At 59.5% G+C, this 18,364-nt stretch carries 17 protein-coding genes; 7 read left to right on the top strand and 10 right to left on the bottom strand.

Translation table 11 applies throughout. The features are described from left to right. Window positions 1–195: 195 nt before the first annotated feature. A complete protein-coding gene (locus tag AC13QY_RS09155) occupies window positions 196–1,107 on the bottom strand; it encodes a LysR family transcriptional regulator (protein ID WP_488493329.1) in 912 nt (303 codons plus the stop codon). A 109-nt stretch (window positions 1,108–1,216) separates the two neighbouring features. Between AC13QY_RS09155 and AC13QY_RS09160 the strand changes: the two genes are divergently transcribed. The 3 genes from AC13QY_RS09160 (at window position 1,217) to AC13QY_RS09170 (ending at window position 4,653) form a co-directional block, all read left to right on the top strand. Continuing rightward, window positions 1,217–2,566 (top strand): amidohydrolase family protein, encoded by a 1,350-nt coding sequence (locus AC13QY_RS09160; RefSeq protein ID WP_488493330.1) that lies wholly within the window; start codon window positions 1,217–1,219, stop codon window positions 2,564–2,566. Between the two features lie 61 nt (window positions 2,567–2,627). Next, window positions 2,628–3,827, top strand: coding sequence for an arabinose transporter (locus tag AC13QY_RS09165; protein WP_488493331.1), 1,200 nt, complete (start codon window positions 2,628–2,630; stop codon window positions 3,825–3,827). A 55-nt stretch (window positions 3,828–3,882) separates the two neighbouring features. After that, window positions 3,883–4,653: an SDR family NAD(P)-dependent oxidoreductase gene (locus AC13QY_RS09170; RefSeq protein ID WP_488493332.1), complete on the top strand. Its 771-nt coding sequence runs from the start codon at window positions 3,883–3,885 to the stop codon at window positions 4,651–4,653. Window positions 4,654–4,836: 183 nt separating this feature from the next. Here the strand turns inward: AC13QY_RS09170 and AC13QY_RS09175 are convergent, their stop codons facing one another. The 8 genes from AC13QY_RS09175 to AC13QY_RS09210 form a co-directional block, all read right to left on the bottom strand. After that, a complete protein-coding gene (locus AC13QY_RS09175) occupies window positions 4,837–6,198 on the bottom strand; it encodes an LLM class flavin-dependent oxidoreductase (protein ID WP_488493333.1) in 1,362 nt (453 codons plus the stop codon). 104 nt (window positions 6,199–6,302) lie between these two features. Continuing rightward, on the bottom strand, window positions 6,303–6,905 hold the full coding sequence (locus AC13QY_RS09180) for an alkylhydroperoxidase domain protein (RefSeq protein WP_488493334.1): 603 nt from the start codon (window positions 6,903–6,905) through the stop codon (window positions 6,303–6,305). 23 nt (window positions 6,906–6,928) lie between these two features. After that, window positions 6,929–7,558, bottom strand: coding sequence for a CMD domain protein (locus tag AC13QY_RS09185; protein ID WP_113331243.1), 630 nt, complete (start codon window positions 7,556–7,558; stop codon window positions 6,929–6,931). 26 nt (window positions 7,559–7,584) lie between these two features. After that, on the bottom strand, window positions 7,585–8,637 hold the full coding sequence (locus tag AC13QY_RS09190; protein ID WP_488493335.1) for a putative FMN-dependent luciferase-like monooxygenase: 1,053 nt from the start codon (window positions 8,635–8,637) through the stop codon (window positions 7,585–7,587). A 4-nt stretch (window positions 8,638–8,641) separates the two neighbouring features. Further along, the gene (locus AC13QY_RS09195; RefSeq protein WP_488493336.1) at window positions 8,642–10,321 is read right to left on the bottom strand and encodes a dipeptide ABC transporter ATP-binding protein; all 1,680 of its coding nucleotides are present in this window, start codon (window positions 10,319–10,321) and stop codon (window positions 8,642–8,644) included. Further along, window positions 10,318–11,235 carry an ABC transporter permease gene (locus AC13QY_RS09200; RefSeq protein ID WP_113331328.1) on the bottom strand — a complete coding sequence of 306 codons (918 nt, stop codon included), beginning with the start codon at window positions 11,233–11,235 and terminating at the stop codon, window positions 10,318–10,320. Before AC13QY_RS09200 ends, AC13QY_RS09195 begins: the two co-directional genes overlap by 4 nt. Further along, entirely contained in the window at window positions 11,235–12,176 is a 942-nt protein-coding gene (locus AC13QY_RS09205) for an ABC transporter permease (RefSeq protein WP_113331245.1), read from the bottom strand. Before AC13QY_RS09205 ends, AC13QY_RS09200 begins: the two co-directional genes overlap by 1 nt. A gap of 61 nt (window positions 12,177–12,237) precedes the next feature. Next, entirely contained in the window at window positions 12,238–13,863 is a 1,626-nt protein-coding gene (locus AC13QY_RS09210) for a TIGR04028 family ABC transporter substrate-binding protein (RefSeq protein WP_488493337.1), read from the bottom strand. 400 nt (window positions 13,864–14,263) lie between these two features. On the opposite strand from AC13QY_RS09210, the gene AC13QY_RS09215 reads away from it, so the two are divergent. From AC13QY_RS09215 to AC13QY_RS09230, 4 genes are all read left to right on the top strand, one after another. Beyond that, window positions 14,264–14,461, top strand: a complete 198-nt coding sequence (locus AC13QY_RS09215; RefSeq protein ID WP_113388677.1) for a hypothetical protein — start codon at window positions 14,264–14,266, stop codon at window positions 14,459–14,461. A 12-nt stretch (window positions 14,462–14,473) separates the two neighbouring features. Further along, window positions 14,474–14,668, top strand: coding sequence for a hypothetical protein (locus AC13QY_RS09220; protein WP_113331247.1), 195 nt, complete (start codon window positions 14,474–14,476; stop codon window positions 14,666–14,668). 139 nt (window positions 14,669–14,807) lie between these two features. Continuing rightward, window positions 14,808–15,653, top strand: a complete 846-nt coding sequence (locus tag AC13QY_RS09225) for a VOC family protein (RefSeq protein WP_113388562.1) — start codon at window positions 14,808–14,810, stop codon at window positions 15,651–15,653. 115 nt (window positions 15,654–15,768) lie between these two features. Beyond that, window positions 15,769–16,800, top strand: a complete 1,032-nt coding sequence (locus AC13QY_RS09230) for an NADP-dependent oxidoreductase (RefSeq protein WP_113388561.1) — start codon at window positions 15,769–15,771, stop codon at window positions 16,798–16,800. A gap of 33 nt (window positions 16,801–16,833) precedes the next feature. On the opposite strand, the gene AC13QY_RS09235 is transcribed toward AC13QY_RS09230, so the two are convergent. Continuing rightward, window positions 16,834–18,186 carry an FAD/NAD(P)-binding protein gene (locus AC13QY_RS09235; RefSeq protein WP_488493338.1) on the bottom strand — a complete coding sequence of 451 codons (1,353 nt, stop codon included), beginning with the start codon at window positions 18,184–18,186 and terminating at the stop codon, window positions 16,834–16,836. Between the last annotated feature and the right edge of the window lie 178 nt (window positions 18,187–18,364).

Here is an 18,364-nt window from a genome sequence, read left to right on the forward strand (position 1 = left end):
GGCGGCCGATGATAGCGCGATAGAATCAGCGACGGCATGCGGACGCAGTAGCGGACGATGCCGATCGCGTGCAGCGAGCGCCAATGGATTTGCCTTTAATGGCTGGAAAGTGGTGCCGCCCTCCGCCGACTATCGCAGGCGCTCAAAAAGGAGCGCCCACACTATCAATCGGCGGTATACGGCATCCCTCAACCCCTAACGTTCGAGTTCCTCAGTAATGTCGGCGCAGAAATCGACGAATGCGCGCACCTTCGCTGGCGGCTGCTTGCGTGATGGTTGGAAAGCAAAGAGCGGGAAACGCTCGCCATGCCAGTCGGGGAAGAGGTCGATCAGCGATCCTGTCGCCAATGCCTGCCCAACTCCCCAGCCGATTACCTGAGCAATGCCGGTTCCAGCAAGGCATTCGTCGAGCATGGTCTTGGGGTCGGTGAACGTCAACGGTCCGCTCGTCGGAACATCGATTGTCTCGCCTCCCCGGATGAATTCCCATTCGAATGGTCTCCCGGTATAGGGATCGATAAACTGCAGACAGCGATGAACGGAGAGGTCGCAAGGATGCGCCGGACGACCATGGCGCTCCAGATAACGAGGCGACGCCACGGTCAGAATTGGTGCTTCTATTAGCTTTCGCGCAATCAGGCTGGCAAAGCGAGGCTGGCCAAACCGGATCGCGAGATCGATACCGTCTGCAACAAGATCTCCGACATGCTCTTTGGTCACGAACTCGATAGATAGATCCGGATAGCGTTCACAGAATCCACCAAGCCGGCCTGCGAGCACGAGCGGCAGGAAGAATGGATCAATATCCACTTTCAAGCGACCGCGCACCGCTGTTGCCGAGCCGGACACGACCACGGCGGCATCCTCGATCGCATTCAAGTGCGGCTTCACCTCTTCATAAAACCGCCGGCCCTCGTCGGTTAGCGTCACCGAGCGCGTCGTTCGATCGAGCAGGCGCACGCCGAGGCGTGTCTCAAGACGGCCAATGGCCCGGCTTACACCGGAATCGGTGATGCCGATCAGTTCAGCGCCTTTGACGAAGCTCCCGCCTTCAACGACGGCCGCAAGCACGCTCACCCCCGAGAGAATCCGTCCATCAAAAGACATGTGCCGACTCCTGATTTTTAGTCAGGAATCATCTGACATAAGCGCACTTAATTCAAGATCATTCCGGAGCGATAACGGTCCCGTGCCTTAAACCTGAGAGGACCCAATCATGAGCAATCTCAACCATCCCCGCACGCTTTTCAAAGGCGGCACCATACTGACAATGGACAAGACGGTCGGCAATCTCGCCATCGGCGACCTGCTCGTGGAACACGGCAGGATAGCGGCCATTGGACAGAACCTCGCCGTTACCGATGCAACGGTTATCGATGCTTCTGACAGCATCGTCATGCCAGGTCTGATCGACGCCCATCATCACATGTGGCTGGGCGCAATGCGCCGCATGATGCCCGATGTGCACGATCTCTTTGCCTATATCGATATGGTGGCGGAAACACTGGGCTGCCATTATCGGCCGCTGGATATGTATCTCAGCACCCGGCTTACGGCGCTTGCCTGTCTCGATGCCGGCATCACGACCGTCATCGACGCTTGCCATTCCTCCCGCAGCCCGGAACATACCGACGCAGCGCTCGATGCTCTCGATGGCAGCGGTATCCGCGCCCTGCACATGGTCGGCGCCGCCATGGACAAGAAGGCGTCCTCCGCACACCTACCGGGCGATCTGAAGCGGCTGGCGGACAACTGGAATCGGGGCGACGGTCTTGTCAGGGTGGGCTTGTTCGGCCAGCTCAATCTCGATTGGTGGAAGGTCGCCCGCAGCCTGAATATGCGCATTTTGACCGAGTTCATCGGCGATCTAGCCAAGCTCGGCCCGGAATTTGCCGAAGAGGGCGTGCTCGGTCCGCACAACATCTTCAATCATTGCACCCGCATTCCGCGGGAGACGTGGCGCCTCTTTGCCAATGCCGGCGTGAACGTCACCGTCAACCCGCGTTCCGATGCACTGTTCGGTTTCGATGACGAGAGTTTCGCGTATCAGCAAGCGATCGACCATGGCCTGACGCCGGCTATCGGCATCGATCTCGACACGGCCTTCGGCAGCGACATGTTCGGCGAGATGCACGCCCTATTCCTGCAGCAGCGCTCGGCCATGCGTTACCGCAAATTCCGAGGCGAAGATAATGTGCCCTTGCCGATCACCGTCGAGCGCGTCCTTGAAGCGGCAACCGTAAACGGTGCACGCGCCGCGGGTCTTGAGAGCGAGGTCGGTTCGCTGGCGCCCGGCAAGCAGGCCGATATCATCATGGTACGTGCCGACGGTGTCGCTGTCACGCCGGTTAACAACACTGTCGGCACGATCGTCCAGGCCGTCGAGCGCTCGGATGTCGATACGGTCATGGTCGCCGGCGAGATCCGCAAACGCGGCGGAAAGCTGGTCGGCACCGATCTCATCAAGCTGTCATCGGAGATCACCGAGTCGCGCGATTACCTGCTGGAAAAGAGCGGCTATCGCCTGAACCGCTTCGGCGCACCCGCCCCCGAAGAAGCGGCCTGAATCGGTGCCGCCGCTTTTCGGCGACGCTGCTACCCCACAGACTTTCAGAATGGAGGCTGTCATGTCAGCATCTCTCATCAATGAGACGACGGAAGCGAAAGCCGCTCCCGCATATCTTTCCCGCCCCGCCCCGGGGATCATCGCCGCGCTCTTTTGTGGCTATCTCGGGGTCGGACTTCCGCTTCCGGTTATTCCGCTCTTCATCCACGACAAGCTCGGCTTCAACAATCTGGTCGTCGGCCTGGTGATTGGCATCCAATTCCTCGCCACCGTGCTAAGTCGTGGCTATGCGGGACGCTTGACCGATCTCAAGGGCGGTCAGCGTTCCGCCCTGCAAGGTGCCGCGATCAGCATGACCGCAGGGCTGCTCTATCTGGCGGCGGCCATGCCCATTCTCTCGCCCGATGTCAGCCTTGCAATTCTTGCTGTCGGGCGATTGATTGCGGGTCTCGGTGAGAGCCTCTTCGTCACCGGCTGCGTCTCCTGGTCGATTGCCTCGGTCGGACCGCAGCGCGCAGGCATGTCGATGTCGTGGACCGGCATTGCCATGTTCGCGGCACTGGCCATCGGCGCCCCGGTCGGCATGGCTCTTTATCAGTCGTACGGCCTTGAGACCGCGATGATCGCCTGTATGGTTGCTCCGCTTGTCGCAGTCGCTATCGCATTTCGGTCGACCTCTTATACGAGCCCGGCAGGCCCGCGTCTGCCCTTTTACAAGGTCATCGGCCAAATCTGGCGCGAAGGGGCTGGGCTGATGCTGCAAGGGGTTGGTCTGTCGGGTCTTACGGCCTTCGCATCGCTCTATTTCGCAGCCCAGCATTGGAACGATGCCGGTTTGGTCATGACGGCCTTCGGCATCGGCTTCATCTTCGTGCGCCTCATCTTTGGCTCGCTGCCCGACAGAACGAGCGGCTATCGCGTCGCGTTCTGGTCTCTGGCCACCGAGGCAGCCGGTCAGGCGCTGATCTGGGTGGCGCCTAATGAATGGACGGCACTTGCCGGCGCCCTGGTCACAGGTCTCGGTTGTGCGCTGATCTTTCCCGCTCTCGGCGTCGAAGCGCTGAAGCGAGTGCCTGCCGCCAATCGCGGCAGCGCCATGGGCGGCTTCGTGGCTTTTCTCGATATCGCCTACGGCATTTCCGGCCCGCTCACAGGCATTATCGCCGGACAGTTCGGATATGCGGCCGTCTACCTCTTTGGCGCCGCCTGCGCCCTCGCCGGTGCCGCGCTTGTCCAGACCGCCCGCTCTTCACAATCCTGACCATTATTCCACATTGCCTGTGAGATTTGCTCGCCGGCTATCAAAGGAGATTTTCATGTCCCGCATCTTCATTTCCGGCTCGTCGACCGGTCTCGGCCTCATGGTGGCTGAACGTCTAACCGAACAAGGCCACCGGGTCGTGCTTCATGCGCGCAATCCGGCTCGCGCCAACGATGCCCGCCGCGCTCTTCCGAAGGCGGAGGCTGTCGTGATCGGTGATCTCGAAACTATCGCCGGCGCAAGAAATGTCGCCGCCGAAGTCAACAAACTCGGCCGGTTCGATGCGGTGATCCACAATGCCGCTGTCGGCTATCGCGAAGCTCATCGCCTCACCTCCGATGGGCTGCCGCATGTCTTCGCCATAAACACGCTGTCGGCCTACATTCTGACCGCGCTCATCGAACCACCGAAGCGGCTAGTCTACCTGTCGTCCGGCATGCACCATCATGCGGATGCCAATCTCGATGATATTCTCTGGAAACGTCGCAGGTGGAACGGATCAGAGGCCTATGCCGAAAGCAAGCTGCACGACGCAATGCTCGCATTCGCGATCGCGCGACGTTGGAAGGACGTGTTCTCGAATTCGCTGGAGCCCGGATGGGTTCCGACCAAGATGGGCGGCCCTGGCGCACCTGACGACATGGCACAGGCCCATCTGACTCAAGCCTGGCTGGCAGCCGGCGACGACCCGAAGGCGGATGTCACGGGAGAATACTTCTATCATCTGAAGCGTCGGACCGCGAACCCGCAGGCTCATGATCCAGCGCTTCAAGACAGCCTCATCGCAATCTGCGAGGAGATCTCGGGCGTGGCTTTGCCGAAATAATTCACCGTCGGTCCTTTAGATCTTTAAAAATCTATTGGAACTCGCACGGGAAGCATTCGGGACTCGAAAGAACACTAAGCCAGCATACTCTCCTTCGCCGTAATCTGGTCCGATCCGCCGAAACGACACGTCCAGAGAATTCCGGGCGTCACGCGTCTCTACCTTTCAAATTCACAAGCTTGATTATCGCCGTCTATAAGACGCCCCGCAGTGACGTTCCGGCAAGCGAGCGGTTTCCCCGAAGATCTTTTGCCGCAGTGAACCTTCCGCGTATGCAGTCTTATAGAGACCCCGATCCTGCAAGGCTGGCACTACAATATCAACGAAATCCTCGAAGCCCTCCGGCGCCACCGTACGGGTGAGGTTAAAGCCGTCGATCTCCCCCTCATCGATCCACGCGGAAAGCTCATCCGCGACCGTTGCGGCATCGCCGACAATGACCGGATACCGGCCGCCGATGGACAGTTCCCCTAGCAATTGCCGCTTGGTCCAGCCTCGTTGCCGCGCAGTTTGCGTTGCTGACTGGCTGGCGTTGGACGGTCCATAGACGATAGTCTCGTCGAGCTCGTAACGCGAAAAATCGATGCCCGTGCTCGCCGAAAAATGCGCCAACCCGGCTTCAGGATTAGCATGGTGGAGGTAGTCCGTATATTTTTCCCGCGCCGCGGCGGCCGAGCGATCCGTTACGACAGTTATGCCGACAAAGATTTTCACGTCATCGGGCTTTCGCCCTGCGGCAACAGCCGCCTGGCGCAGCGCCCGGCCAGCGGCGCGTGCTGCGCTCTTGTCGGCGGCTGCAATGAAGATGCATTCGGCATGACGGGCAGCAAATTGCCTGCCGCGGCCGGATGTACCCGCCTGATAGAGAACCGGTGTACGCTGTATGGACGGTTCGGCAAGATGATAGCCGCTCGAACGATAGAATTGCCCCTGATGATCTATCCGATGGACTTTTGATGGGTCGGCATAGATGCGCTTTTTCTTGTCCGCCAAAACCGCGTCGTCTTCCCAGCTTGCCTCCCAGAATTTGTACAGGAGTTCGAGATATTCGTCTGCGCGATCGTAGCGGGCATCGTGCTCGATCTGCATATCGAGTCCCAAGCCGCGCGCGGCACTGTCGAGATAGCCGGTTACGATATTCCAGCCAATGCGCCCATCGGTCAGATGATCGAGTGTCGACATGCGCCGCGCAAAAACATAGGGCGCATCCGTACTGGCATTGACCGTTACACCAAAGCCGAGATGCCGCGTCACGGCCGCCATGGCGGACACCAGCAACAAGGGATCATTGAGCGGCAACTGAATGGATTCCCGCAAGGTTAGATCGACCGAGTTCTGGTAGACATCATAGACGCCGAGAATATCGGCCAGGAAAATGCCATCGAAAAGGCCGCGTTCCAGCGTCGCCGCAAGCGATGTCCAATAGCTCAGCGTCTTATAGCGATCGGACTGATCTCGCGGATGGGTCCATAGCCCGTGATTGATGTGGCCGACGCAGTTCATGTTGAATGCGTTGAGCAGTATCTTTTTTCTTTGCGTGACCATCTCGTCCGTCGTTTCAGTTTCGATCGCGCCGTATTGTAGCGCTTGCCATCGACATAGCCGCCCTCCAGACGAGCTTCCGCTGCTCAATCACGATAACGTCGGCTTCAGACCGCTGGTGTCGGCTCGCCGAGCGATAGCATCAATCGGTTTGCCCAATTGAAGAAGGCGGCCCCATGGATCACGTCGGCGATTTCCAGATCATCCAGGCCCTCCTCGCGCAATCTGACGATCTCGTTGGCTCCAAATTGCGATGGCGTCGCGGTGAGCGCGGCTGAAGCCTCGACAACCGCATTCCAGCGACTGCCAAGATCAGCCTGAAGCCCATCATCCAGCAGACGCTGCACGTCATCCGTCCGCTTGGAATGATGGGCGGCGAAGCGAGAATGGACCGATGCGCAAAAAATACAGCCATTCACCCGCGATGCGGCCGTGGCGGCCAGTTCACGCTCAGCACGAGGAAGGCCGGCCGAGACATTGTAGAAGATATCCTTGTCCGTCTTGGTACGGGCCTGGAGAATGTCGGGATCGCGCACCAGCAGCATGAAATACGGCGACTTCGCGCGGGATGCATCCACAAGGCCTGCCCAGTGGCGCTCGGTCAAGTCCGCCTCATCAAGGGGCCGCAGCCAGGGTGTCCAGCCGATTTCAGCTTGAGTGAAGGCGTTTGGTCGGTCTGCGATTTCGGGATGAATTACAGTTTCGGTCATGAAAGGATTCCTTGTTCGTGCGATCAGGCTTGCGCGACATGTCCGACATCGGCTGGATTGGCAGCCAAGGCTCTCAAGCCTGTAACGACCCTGATCTGAAACGCGAGAAATGCGACCAGCTGTGACAAGGTAACGATGCCTGTGGTCGTCCAGCCGGCGTCCAGCAGCTTCTGCAGCGCCGCGGCACTCGCATCCCTCGGACGGAAGACCAGAAGGTGGCTGTGTTCGAGCGCCGCGCTGAGCTTCAGGTCCAGAAGTTTCCGGCTTTCGCCCGAAACCTCATAAACGAAGCCCGGCCGGTCCTCGCGGGAAAGCGGGCCAGCCGGATAATGGCCGTAAGGTCCGGTTGTATCGCCGACCTCCAGCTCCGCGGAGATGATGGCGACGAGCTCCGGGCCGTGCGCCTCATCCCGCAACTTGGAAGAATAAAAATTCGCGATCTCCTGCGCCTTGTGGAGGCCGGCGACAAAGGCGGCGACGGCAAAGCGCTCCGCCGGGGTCACGCTTCCCCAATGCTCGGGCTCGAAAAGAGCTTCATAGCTCTTTTGAGCATTGAGGCGCGTCTCGGGCCGTTGTGCCCGAAGGCCGTCAAGATCGGACCCAGGATCTATTCCCGCGAGGAAATCGATGACGTCTCTGGTCTGCAAAGTCATGGTCGATGCCTTCTCTTCGGATACTGCTATTGGACTTGCGCCGCCAAGCGGCGCTCTTTTCCGGTTAGGTTCTGCCGCACCCAACCAAGCGCTGGGGCGACATGAGCAGCCGTCAGTTCCAGCGAGCGCAGGATATGTTCATGCGGCGGATCGACGGAATGCACTTGAAAGACCAGATCCGTGACCCGCGCCAATGCCGTGTCTGCCTGAAGCGACGCGATAACGTCGTCGGGGGTGCCGACGTGAACATCGAAGGCTCCAATCAAATCAGCCGTGGTTTCGCCTGGGATCACGAAGCCCGCCGCCTTGAAGTGTTCGACGATCCGCCTCAAGCCGATATCGGCGAAATGAAGGGCCTCTTTCCTGCTATCGGCGACAAAGAGGCTCCGTGAACCCAATATCCGCGGCTGACGCCCTGCCGGCAACGCAGACAGGTAGGCATCGATAATCGGGTTCTGCAGGTCCCAAAGCTTGGCGTGCGGCGTCTCGACCGGCCGCGGCTGTGTGCGCGACAACATCAGCCCGTCACCATCGCGGCCGGCACGCAAGCCGCCGCCAACGGAAAATGTCGCCTGCCACACATGGTCGCGCAAATGCGGTGCCGCCGGATAGAGGCGGTTGCCGCCCGCAAGCTCTCCGCCCGCCCAGGCATCGCGCACGAGAGCAAGATGATTGCCATAGACCTCCGTGCGCTGGCTGCTTTCCAGGCCGAAGGGAAGGAAGGCCTGCGGGGTGCCGCCCGTTCCGAAGCCGACCTCCAACCGTCCGCCGAGCAGCTTGTCGAGCACGGCTGTATCTTCGGCGACCCGCACCGCATTCTCCATCGGCAACGTGATGACACCCGTGCCCAAACGAATATGCGAGGTCTGCGGGGCCAGTGCGGCGAGAAACACCAATGGTGCAGGCAGGCCGCCTTCGTCTCCGTTGAAGTGATGCTGCGCCACCCAGGCCGTGTCGAAGCCATGTTTTTCGGCATGGATGATCTGCTCGGCAACCAGCCTATAGCGGGTTCCGGCATCCACCTGGTCTAGGACCCGGCTGAAGAAGCCCAGTCGCTTCGGTAATGTTGGCGTACTCATGGGATCATCCTGCATTGATAAGGACGGGTGCGGTCGCCCGCGGAGACTTCTTGCCTGGCACCGCATCGATCAGCTCGCGTGTGTACGGGCTGCTTGGATTGGAAAAGACGTCTTCGACTCGACCCGTCTCGACCAGCTGCCCGGCGTTCAGCACCGAGACAGTGTCCGCGATCTGTCGCACGACGGCGAGATCGTGGGAGACGAACAGATAGGTCAGCCCAAGCTCGCGCTGCAACTCGCCCAAGAGATCGAGGATCTGCGCCTGCACCGTTACGTCAAGCGCGGAGACAGCCTCGTCGAGCACCAGGATCTGCGGATCGAGCACCAGCGCACGGGCGATCGCGACGCGCTGGCGCTGCCCTCCCGAAAGCGAATGCGGCCGACGTTGCGATATGTCGGCTGGCAGTCTGACCTTGTCGAGAGTGGCCGCCACCTTCGCCAATCGCTCACGGCGGGGCAGCCGTTCGAAATTCAGCAACGGCTCCTCCACGATCCCCGTAATTGTCTGGCGTGGGTCGAGCGAACCATAGGGATTTTGATAGACGAGCTGGATCTTCTTGCGCAGCTGCCTCAGCGCTTCACCGCGCAACGAAGCCAGGTCGAGCCCGTCGATCAGTACCTGACCCGAAGTCGGCTTCTGAAAGGCGGAAACGATCCTTATCGTCGTCGTCTTGCCGGAGCCGGATTCACCGACGATTGCATGGGTGCTGCCGCGGCGAACGCGAAAAGAAACATCGTCGACCGCCCGGAAACTGCCGCCGCGACCGGCACCGAAATCCTGCACCAGCCTATCGACCACGACGATGTCGTCGTCCGCCGCGACGGATGCAACCGGGTGTGCCGGCGCGGCCTTCGGCCGCGCATTCAACGATGGCGCGTCGGCAAGCAGGCGGCGCGTATAGTTGCTTCGCGGGTTTGCGAGAATGTCGGCCGTGCGCCCCTGCTCCTGGATGCGGCCGTGCTGCAGGACGATCAACCTGTCGGATCGATCGGCGGCGACCCCGAGGTCATGGGTCACCAAGAGGACCGCCGTGCCATATTCCCGTCTCAGATCGTCGATCAGATCGAGAATGTGCCTCTGCACCGTCACATCCAGCGCACTGGTGGGTTCGTCGGCGATGATCAGCGAAGGTTTCAGCGCAATGGCAATGGCGATCAACACGCGCTGACGCATGCCGCCGGAGAGCTCATGCGGATACTGCTTGGCGCGCAATTGAGGCTGGCTGAGGCCGACACGTTCCAGCAATTCGATCGCTTGAACGCGAGCAGCCGCTCCAGACGCCCGGCCATGCACCGTCAGGATTTCGGCGACCTGTTCGCCGATCGTCCTCACTGGATTGAGCGAATTGCCCGGATCCTGCGGCACGAGGCTGATGATGGAACCACGAATGCCATTCAGCCGCCTTTGCGGCCAGCCGGCAATATCCTGGCCGTTCAGGCGGATGGTTCCCTGCTGGAGAATGCCGCCTTCGGGCAGAAGGCCGATCAACGCCTGTGCGGTGGAGCTCTTGCCTGAACCGGATTCGCCGACGAGGGCGACCACTTCGCCGGCGCGAACCTCAAAGCCAATATCGTGAACGACCGTGCGCTGGCCGCTCTTGTCGCGATAGGCGACCCTGAGGCCATTCACATCGAGGATCGGCGCACCCTCTTCCTTAATGGTTTCAATGATCGGAGCCGTCATTTCCCGATGCTCCCGATTGCCCGGCTGATGCGATTGATGGAAATAACCACCAGGACGACGACAAGACCGGGCGCCGCCGTCAGCCACCAGGCGGTTGCGATATAATTGCGTCCTTCGGCGATCAGCAGGCCCCATTCCGGTGTCGGCGGCGGCGCGCCATAGCCGAGAAAGCCGAGCGTCGCGAGCTGCAGGATCGCCCAGCCGGCCTGAAGCGCAGCAAAGGCGATTACCGAGGTCAGTGAATTCGGCAGGATGTGGCGCCAGAGCACCTTGAGGAATGTCCCGCCGCTGCCGAAGGCGGCTTCGACATATTCGCTTCGTCGCACCGTCACGACTTCGGAGCGAACCAATCTGGCAAACTTGGCGATCAGCGTGCAGCCGACCGCGATCGCGGCGTTGACGGTGCCGAAACCGAGCAGGACGATGATGCTGAGCGACAAGAGAAGATCCGGTATCGACAGCATGACATCGACCAGCCTCATGATGACCGTCTCGATCCTGCCGCCAAATGATCCGGCAAGGACGCCGAGCGTCGTGCCGGCTACAAGCGCGATGCCAACAGCCGCCAGCGCGCCCGATAGCGAGTGAATCGCGCCGTAGACGATGCGTGCATAGAGATCCCGCCCGAGCGAATCCGTCCCCAGGAGATGCGTGGCGCTGGGCGGTCGTAGATGTTGCCCGGGTAGGCCCTGGACAGGGTCGTAGATCGTGAAGAGGCTTGGGAAGAGTGACCAAAGGACAGCCAGTGCGAGAATGAGGCAAGCAAGGACGAGACCAGGCTGCATGCGTGGAAAACGCCCGCCAGCTCCGGCGTTCTCGTGAACATTGGTCTCGAGCGAGGCGGGCGATGCGCTGACTTGCCGGTCGGACGCATCGAGGTCTGCATGATGCCGGGCGGTTTCGATCGTTGCCATCATGCGGCTCCCAGCTTGGTCTTCAGACGCGGATCGAGCACGGGATAGAGAAGATCGACCACGAGGTTGATGACGACGAAGGCGATTGCTGCGACGACGACGATGGCCTGAAGAACGGCGACATCCTGGCTGTCCACGGCCTGTTTCGTCAGCCCGCCGATACCATTGAGGCCAAACACCGTTTCGGTGATGACCGCGCTGGCGATCAGTTCCCCGAACAGCAATCCGGCAACGGTCAGAACCGGCAGGAGCGTATTCTTGGCGACGTGTCGCCATAGGACCTTGGCATGCGAAAGTCCCTTGGCCCGAGCCACGGGCACGAAAGGCTTCGTCAGGACTTCGTCGATGTTCTTCAGCAATATCTGCGCGAGCGGCGCCGAAATCGGCACCGCGACCGTCAGGATGGGCAGGAAGAGACCCTCCCATGGACCGGGATTGATGACCGGTACGAGGCGAAGCCGGAAGGAGAATATCTGAATGAGCATGATGCCGAGCCAGAAGGTCGGCACCGATATGAACAGCGACGGAATGGATTGGATCAGGCCACGCAGCCAGGCAAAAACGGAGAGATTGCAGGCAATCGCGATCAGAACGGCGAGAAGCGTCGCCACCGCAAACCCCGATGCTGCGAGCAGAAGGGATGGCGGCAGGTTGGTGGCAAGCAGCGAGCTCACCGGAACGCCTGCCTGCAGTGAATAGCCGAAATCCCCCGTCAAAAAATTCCAGACTGCGTGGGCATATTGATGCAGGAAGGATCCGTCGGCGCCATAAGCCGCCCTGATATCGGCAAGCTGTTCGGGGCTTAGTCCGTAATCCGGGTTCTGAAACTTGATCAGCACCGCGTCGCCAGGCAGCGACTGCAGCAAAACAAACGAAACGGTGAAGGCCGCCCATAGGACGAACAGCGCCTGCCCGAACCTCGATAATATGTATCTTGCCATGCCACTACCATGTCTTCGCATGAAGGAGGGCCCGGCACCACGCCGGGCCGCCCTTTATTCGTCAATGTTCAGCAAGCCAGGCGCTGTAGAAGGACGGGCGCCCCACGGCTTCGAACGCAATTCCCTTCACATACGGCGCGCCAGCGAAGACCTGCGGCTCCTCGAAGAAGGGGATGACATAGGCCTGATCGAGCAGATATTCCTGCGCGGCCTTGGCCGCCGCCAGTCGCTTGTCGCGATCAGTCTCGGAGGCGACGGTTTCCAGGATGCCGTTCAGCTTTTCATCCGAGAAGGTCGCCTTGGGATTGAGGCCACCCTTTTGCAGCAGGGCATCGCGATTCTTGGGATAGAACTGGCTCTTGATGACATCGGGATCGGCGCGGCCGACCTCAGCGACGACCAGCGGTGTCCTTGCTGGATCGACATTGTCGGTCACCAGATTTCCCGAGGTTCCGGCAAGAACCTGCAGCTTGACACCGAGCTTGGCCCATTGCTGCGCGACGAGCTGCAGCACGGCCTTGTTCTGCGGCTGGGGCAAGGATTCATAGACGGCAAGCGAAAGTGGCTTGCCATCCTTCTCGCGAACGCCGCCCGCACCCTTCTTCCAGCCTGCCTCGTCCAGAAGCTTTTCAGCAAGAGCCGGATCGTAGGTCAGCTTCGACGACAAATCCGTGTAGCCGGCCGCGGCCGACGAAATGACCGATTTCGCCTGCGGATAATTTGCCGAAAACAGCGTGTCGACGATTTCCTTGTTGTTGGTCGCATGCAAGAGCGCCTGGCGAACCCTAATATCGGCAACGAGCGGATTGTCCGGGCGGAAGGCGACGCTGTCGTTCACGCCGCGGGTCGGCGCCGCATAGATCGCGAAACTCTGATCGGACACCTGCTTCTCGTCATAGGCCTGCAGCTGACGGATGAAATCGGCCTGGCCGGAAAGCAATGCGCCGATGCGCACGCTGTCCTCGCCGGTGATGATGTACTTGATCCCGTCCAGATAGGCCCGGCCCTGATGCGCCAACTTGTTCGGACCCCAGTTATAGTCTGTCCGCGCTTTCAGCGAGAGCTGCTTGCCGAGCGTCTCGCTTTCGACGACAAAGGGGCCGGACCCGATGATCTTCGTCGCATCGCCGAGCTGGTCGAAAGGCAATGCCAGCGTCTTTAGGGAAACCAAGCCCGATCCGATCACGGAGGTTCCTTGCAGGAAACCCGGAGACGGCTTCTTGAAGTAGAACTTGACCGTATAGGGATCGACGACTTCGCTATGATCGTAGTTGTTGATGACCTCGGAAACCGGCTGCTTCAGCTCCTTGTTGCCAAGGCCGAACGTATCATAATTCTTCGCCACGGCATTGGCGTCGAGCGGAGAACCGTCGGAAAATGTCACGCCCTTGCGGATCTTGAACGTATATTCCGTCGCCTTGTCGTTGACTGTCCAGGATTCGGCGATCCACGGCTCGATATCGAGCGTCTTCGGGTTCTGATAGGTGAGCTTGTCGGTGATCTGGTTGAGAATGCCACCATTCGGATAGAAGCCGCCCGCCGGCGGGTAAAGGTTCGTATGCGCCTGCTGTTCAAGATAAATCAGCGTGCCGCCCTTGACCGGCTGGTCATCGGCGAATGCCGACGGCGCCACCAATAGCCACACGCTTAGTAAACTTGCCGCCTTGAATTTGGCTTTGATGCCCATTGTGTAAGCCTCTGTATGAAAACGCGCATCAAACTACGGCAAACACTAAGCTATCTATAGAATTAATATTCTAATTTGGTCGCAAGTCAGGAAACGAACGCGCGGGTATATCACGAGGTTGAATAGACGGTGGCTCCTTGATGGGGTTGGCATCCGCTTGAAGCGAGGGGCGCGATATTCGGACGTTTAGAAACAATTTCGCAAACACCAAGGCACGTTCCTCAATACCCTTCAACCTTTTCTATTAGAATTGTTTTCCCCTGTGGCCCGACTATTTGGCATTGCCGGGAATGGCCTGCCGCATCTACCATGCATATAATCCACTAAATTAATGGACTAATCGAACTTGGGACGCCTCCAATCGTTCGTTCGGGAGAATTGGTGTCAACGGGTGATGAAAATGACCAGACAGGTGATTGAATATGCCGGCATTCCGGTGGGCATCGTCGTTCCGGACAAGGGCGCGCTGAAGTTCATCGCGGTCAAGTTTCACGTCTATGATCTCGACGGCCAACATTTTGCTGCCGCCTCGGATGTGCTACGCGCCATCCATAAGTTGGCGTCCACAATGCCTGGCCATCTCAACCGTGCCGCGTAAAGGAGGCATATCATGAGCAGGCTGCGTCGTTTCTTTCGCCTCTCGGCACAACGTGACGAGATAGAGACAAGGCTGCTGGCGCAAGAATATCGGGCGCTCATTCTCGATGATCTTGTCGATGACGGCACCAGCCATGAGCTGCAATCGAAATCCGTCGAACTATCTCATGAGATCGGTTCGCATCGACGTCAGCCTTACCGTGGATAGCCAATCCTGTTCGACGCATTTCAGCAGCCGCTCCCGTTCGGCCCGCGGACACGGTTGCTGATGTGATCACCAAAGCCGCGGCATGCCGAATGCGGCGCAAAGACCGCAATTTAACATACCTCTATGTCGGGAGCCCCCAATGGCTGTTACTGCCCAACCCCTCATCCTCGATCACGCCGTCATTGGCGTCCTTGATCGGCTGGACGAGGCCGCTGCGATCTATCGCAAACTCGGCTTCGCGCTGACGCCACGAGGTTACCATACCCTGGGCTCCATCAATCATCTTGCCGTGTTCGGCGAGAACTATCTGGAGCTACTCGGATTTCCGCCTGACAGTGACGACAAACGCACCGATCTCTGGTCTTATCCGATCGGTTTGAACGGACTTGCCTTTCGAACCACGGACGCAGCCAGCCTGCAACGCGAATTGGGCGACGCCGGCAAATCAGTCACCGAATGGCGGGACTTCTCGCGCCCTGTCAACGTGGGAGGCATAGAGAAGTCAGCCAGTTTCCGCACCTTCCAGATCGGCAAGGAGGCGATCTCCAACGGCCGCTTCTTTTTCTGCCAGCACAATACGCCGGAGCTGGTGTGGCAGCCGAGAGATCAGAGCCACCCCAATGGTGTTCTCGATATCGTCGATGTCTTCATCGTCAGCCGCGCTCCCGAAGCGCTAACCGAACTGCTAGGCGGATTTGCCAATACCGCCGCGCCTGAAATCAGCAGGGACGGCATTGCAATTCACGCCGGCATCGTCACACTTCATATCCTGTCCGAGGTTGACGCCGCCTCCCGGTTCGGCTCCGCCATTCCGGCAAGCTTTGACGGTAACGAAAGAAAAGTGGCGCTCGGACTGAAGGTACGATCGGTTGAAGCAACCGCAGATGTGCTGGCGCAAGGAGGCTTTTCGCCTCGCGCCTTCGAGGGCGGCCTGCTTGTTGATGCCGATGCCGCCAATGGAGTCGCACTATGGTTCAAGGAATGAGTTGGAAGACCGACGCTCACACACGGTGATACGACACGAACCTCGGACGGCTGCAACTGAGATTACGAAATCCTGCATCGCGTCCGGAAGCAGAACTTGAGATACGGAATTCCACATGGCCAATCAGCCCGTCACCACCCGCATCGTGCTTGCCTCCCGTCCCGTTGGAAAACCGGTCGCGGCGAACTTCCGGCTTGAACGGGAAACCTTGCGGGATCTCGACGAAGGCGAGGTTCTTCTGCAGATCCTTTATCTTTCCCTCGACCCCTATATGCGAGGCCGGATGGACGACGCGAAATCCTATGCCGCGCCGGTCGAGATTGGCGGCGTGATGGAAGGAGGAACCGTTGCGCGCGTGGTCAAATCACGCAATACGGAGTTCACGCCGGGAGACATCGTCCTTTCCCATTCCGGCTGGCAGAGCCATGCGATCTCAAACGGCGCGGGATTACGCAAGCTTGACCCGAATGCGGCGCCGATCTCGACGGCACTCGGCATTCTCGGAATGCCGGGCTTCACCGCCTATGCGGGGCTGCGCAATATCGGGCGGCCCAAGGCGGGAGAGACATTGGTCGTGGCGGCGGCCAGCGGCGCGGTCGGCTCGGCCGTCGGGCAGATCAGCAAGATCTTTGGTGCGCGAGTAGTTGGTATTGCAGGCGGCCCGGACAAATGCCGTTATATCCGCGACGAACTCGGCTTCGATGCCGCGATCGATCACCGGGCCGACGATTTTCAAGCCCGGCTCGCGTCTGCTTGCCCGAACGGCATCGACATTTATTTCGAAAATGTCGGGGGACATGTCTGGAACGCGGTGTTTCCATTGCTGAACGATTTCGCGCGCGTTCCGGTCTGCGGACTGATCGCGCATTACAACGAAGACCCGTCCACTTCGCGTGGATCGGACCAATTGCCTGCTGTAATGCGCGCCATCCTGAGAAAGAGCCTGACCATCCGGGGTTTCATACAACGCGAATTTGCCGATCAACGCCCCGATTTCTATCGAGAAGCCGGAAAATGGATTGCCGAGGGGCGCCTCAAATATAAGGAGGACATCGTGGATGGGCTCGAAAACGCTCCGGAAGCTTTTCTCGGGCTGCTGGAAGGACGGAACTTCGGTAAGCTGATCGTGCGTGTCGCACAGAGCTGACCGCCAGCTCTCAAGTCGGCGGATATCGATCCTTCACGGCAATCTATCCGCAATCGCCTCGGCAACCTTTCTTGCCTGCACGCGGATATCCGGCACGGCGGTAATTTCCCAGAATTGGCCAGCGGTCAGCGCGCCAACGGCATAGATGATTGCTTCCTTGCCGCTCGAGCCAGGGATGCGTGAGCGAGCATCGACCACCAATCCGAGACCAAGCGGATCCGCCTCGATCAGGCCTTTGCGCTGCATCTCCTGCAGCAATGGGGAATGCGCGATGCCTGCTCGTTCCATGCCAGTGCAATTCACGATCCAGTCCGCCTCGATGGATGCTGTAAAGCTCTCGCCGCGAGGCCGGTAATGTACGGTTAAAGCCTTGGTTTTCTCGACATTCCGCAGATGGCCGGCTCGGATCGAAACCTGGCCGTTTTGCAGCATCCTTTCAAACCGCCGGAACACATCCGGAGCAACACGATGACGATGAATGTTCCACCACGGCAAGGCATGGCGTAAAAAGCGACGGCGCTCGATCTCCGGCAATCTCGACCAGAGAGCTTGCGTCTTCGGGCGTAAGCCATCCATGACCCTGCGCCAGTCCCCCGCATCTTTGCTCTCGCGACGGAGAACATGCAGGAGTTCACTCATCCGCGTGGGCAAGGCTTCGACGTCGATGTCGACCGCCGACTTGGGATGGCTGACATGATCGTGCGGAACGAGGCCGCGCCGTGACAATACGATTATCTTGCCGGTGAAACCGTGGGCAAACAGTGCCAAAACCTGATCGATCATCGTCAGTCCCGAACCCAAGATACAGACCGTATCGGCCTTACCCACCCGTCTCAACCATGACAGCCGCCATGGATTTTCGATGATATGGGAGCGCACGTCCGCGGATAGTCGGGAAACATCAAACGGCAATGGTGCATTGCCAACGCCGAGACAGAGCACGACGCTTCGCCCGGCGATCTCATTGCCGTTGTCCAAAATAAAGCCGAGCGCGGAACCGTATCGCTCAACGCATCCCGTCGCCTTGGCCCTGATGAAGTCGACCCGACAACGCTGTTTCCTATTGCGCAGCAGAGCGGCCAAACTGTCTCGAATATACAGGCCATAGTCCTGCCTGGAGGCGAAATCTCCCGCGTCCAGCGGCCGCCTGCGTTCCCGAAGCCATTCGACAAAGGCATTCGGACGATCCGGAAACAAGCTCATGCGGCCGGCCGGCACGTTCAGGCGATGCAAGTAGAGTTCTGTCCGATAGGCGGTCCCGCGACCAAAGCCAGGATCGTCGCCGACAATGGCGATCGATGCCGTTTCAGGGAGCAGCTCTACGAGATTGCAAACGGTGGAAATGGCGGAAAAACCAGAACCCACGACAACGGCATCATAGATCATCGCTGGCCTTTTCCGCTTTCGAACAGAGGCAAGACAATTACCGATATCTCCCTTTCACTGATCTAGGGCAGATGATTTCCGATCCAACATGTGATGGTGGCATTGCGGGGGAAATATTGGGTGCGCCCTAGGCGCTCCGGCTCGGGACGCGGGCCTGGCTTGGCGGCAGCCGACGAGA

Source organism: Martinezella sp. CNPSo 3795 (assembly GCF_057784475.1).

What these genes read in the sequence shown, in the direction of transcription:
- AC13QY_RS09205 (WP_113331245.1), bottom strand. Translation starts at nt 12,176, where the DNA reads ATGGCAAGATACATATTATCGAGGTTCGGGCAGGCGCTGTTCGTCCTA.
- AC13QY_RS09190 (WP_488493335.1), bottom strand. Translation starts at nt 8,637, where the DNA reads ATGAGTACGCCAACATTACCGAAGCGACTGGGCTTCTTCAGCCGGGTC.
- AC13QY_RS09155 (WP_488493329.1), bottom strand. Translation starts at nt 1,107, where the DNA reads ATGTCTTTTGATGGACGGATTCTCTCGGGGGTGAGCGTGCTTGCGGCC.
- AC13QY_RS09185 (WP_113331243.1), bottom strand. Translation starts at nt 7,558, where the DNA reads ATGACTTTGCAGACCAGAGACGTCATCGATTTCCTCGCGGGAATAGAT.
- AC13QY_RS09165 (WP_488493331.1), top strand. Translation starts at nt 2,628, where the DNA reads ATGTCAGCATCTCTCATCAATGAGACGACGGAAGCGAAAGCCGCTCCC.
- AC13QY_RS09235 (WP_488493338.1), bottom strand. Translation starts at nt 18,186, where the DNA reads ATGATCTATGATGCCGTTGTCGTGGGTTCTGGTTTTTCCGCCATTTCC.
- AC13QY_RS09200 (WP_113331328.1), bottom strand. Translation starts at nt 11,235, where the DNA reads ATGGCAACGATCGAAACCGCCCGGCATCATGCAGACCTCGATGCGTCC.
- AC13QY_RS09210 (WP_488493337.1), bottom strand. Translation starts at nt 13,863, where the DNA reads ATGGGCATCAAAGCCAAATTCAAGGCGGCAAGTTTACTAAGCGTGTGG.
- AC13QY_RS09225 (WP_113388562.1), top strand. Translation starts at nt 14,808, where the DNA reads ATGGCTGTTACTGCCCAACCCCTCATCCTCGATCACGCCGTCATTGGC.
- AC13QY_RS09215 (WP_113388677.1), top strand. Translation starts at nt 14,264, where the DNA reads ATGACCAGACAGGTGATTGAATATGCCGGCATTCCGGTGGGCATCGTC.
- AC13QY_RS09195 (WP_488493336.1), bottom strand. Translation starts at nt 10,321, where the DNA reads ATGACGGCTCCGATCATTGAAACCATTAAGGAAGAGGGTGCGCCGATC.
- AC13QY_RS09220 (WP_113331247.1), top strand. Translation starts at nt 14,474, where the DNA reads ATGAGCAGGCTGCGTCGTTTCTTTCGCCTCTCGGCACAACGTGACGAG.
- AC13QY_RS09230 (WP_113388561.1), top strand. Translation starts at nt 15,769, where the DNA reads ATGGCCAATCAGCCCGTCACCACCCGCATCGTGCTTGCCTCCCGTCCC.
- AC13QY_RS09180 (WP_488493334.1), bottom strand. Translation starts at nt 6,905, where the DNA reads ATGACCGAAACTGTAATTCATCCCGAAATCGCAGACCGACCAAACGCC.
- AC13QY_RS09175 (WP_488493333.1), bottom strand. Translation starts at nt 6,198, where the DNA reads ATGGTCACGCAAAGAAAAAAGATACTGCTCAACGCATTCAACATGAAC.
- AC13QY_RS09170 (WP_488493332.1), top strand. Translation starts at nt 3,883, where the DNA reads ATGTCCCGCATCTTCATTTCCGGCTCGTCGACCGGTCTCGGCCTCATG.
- AC13QY_RS09160 (WP_488493330.1), top strand. Translation starts at nt 1,217, where the DNA reads ATGAGCAATCTCAACCATCCCCGCACGCTTTTCAAAGGCGGCACCATA.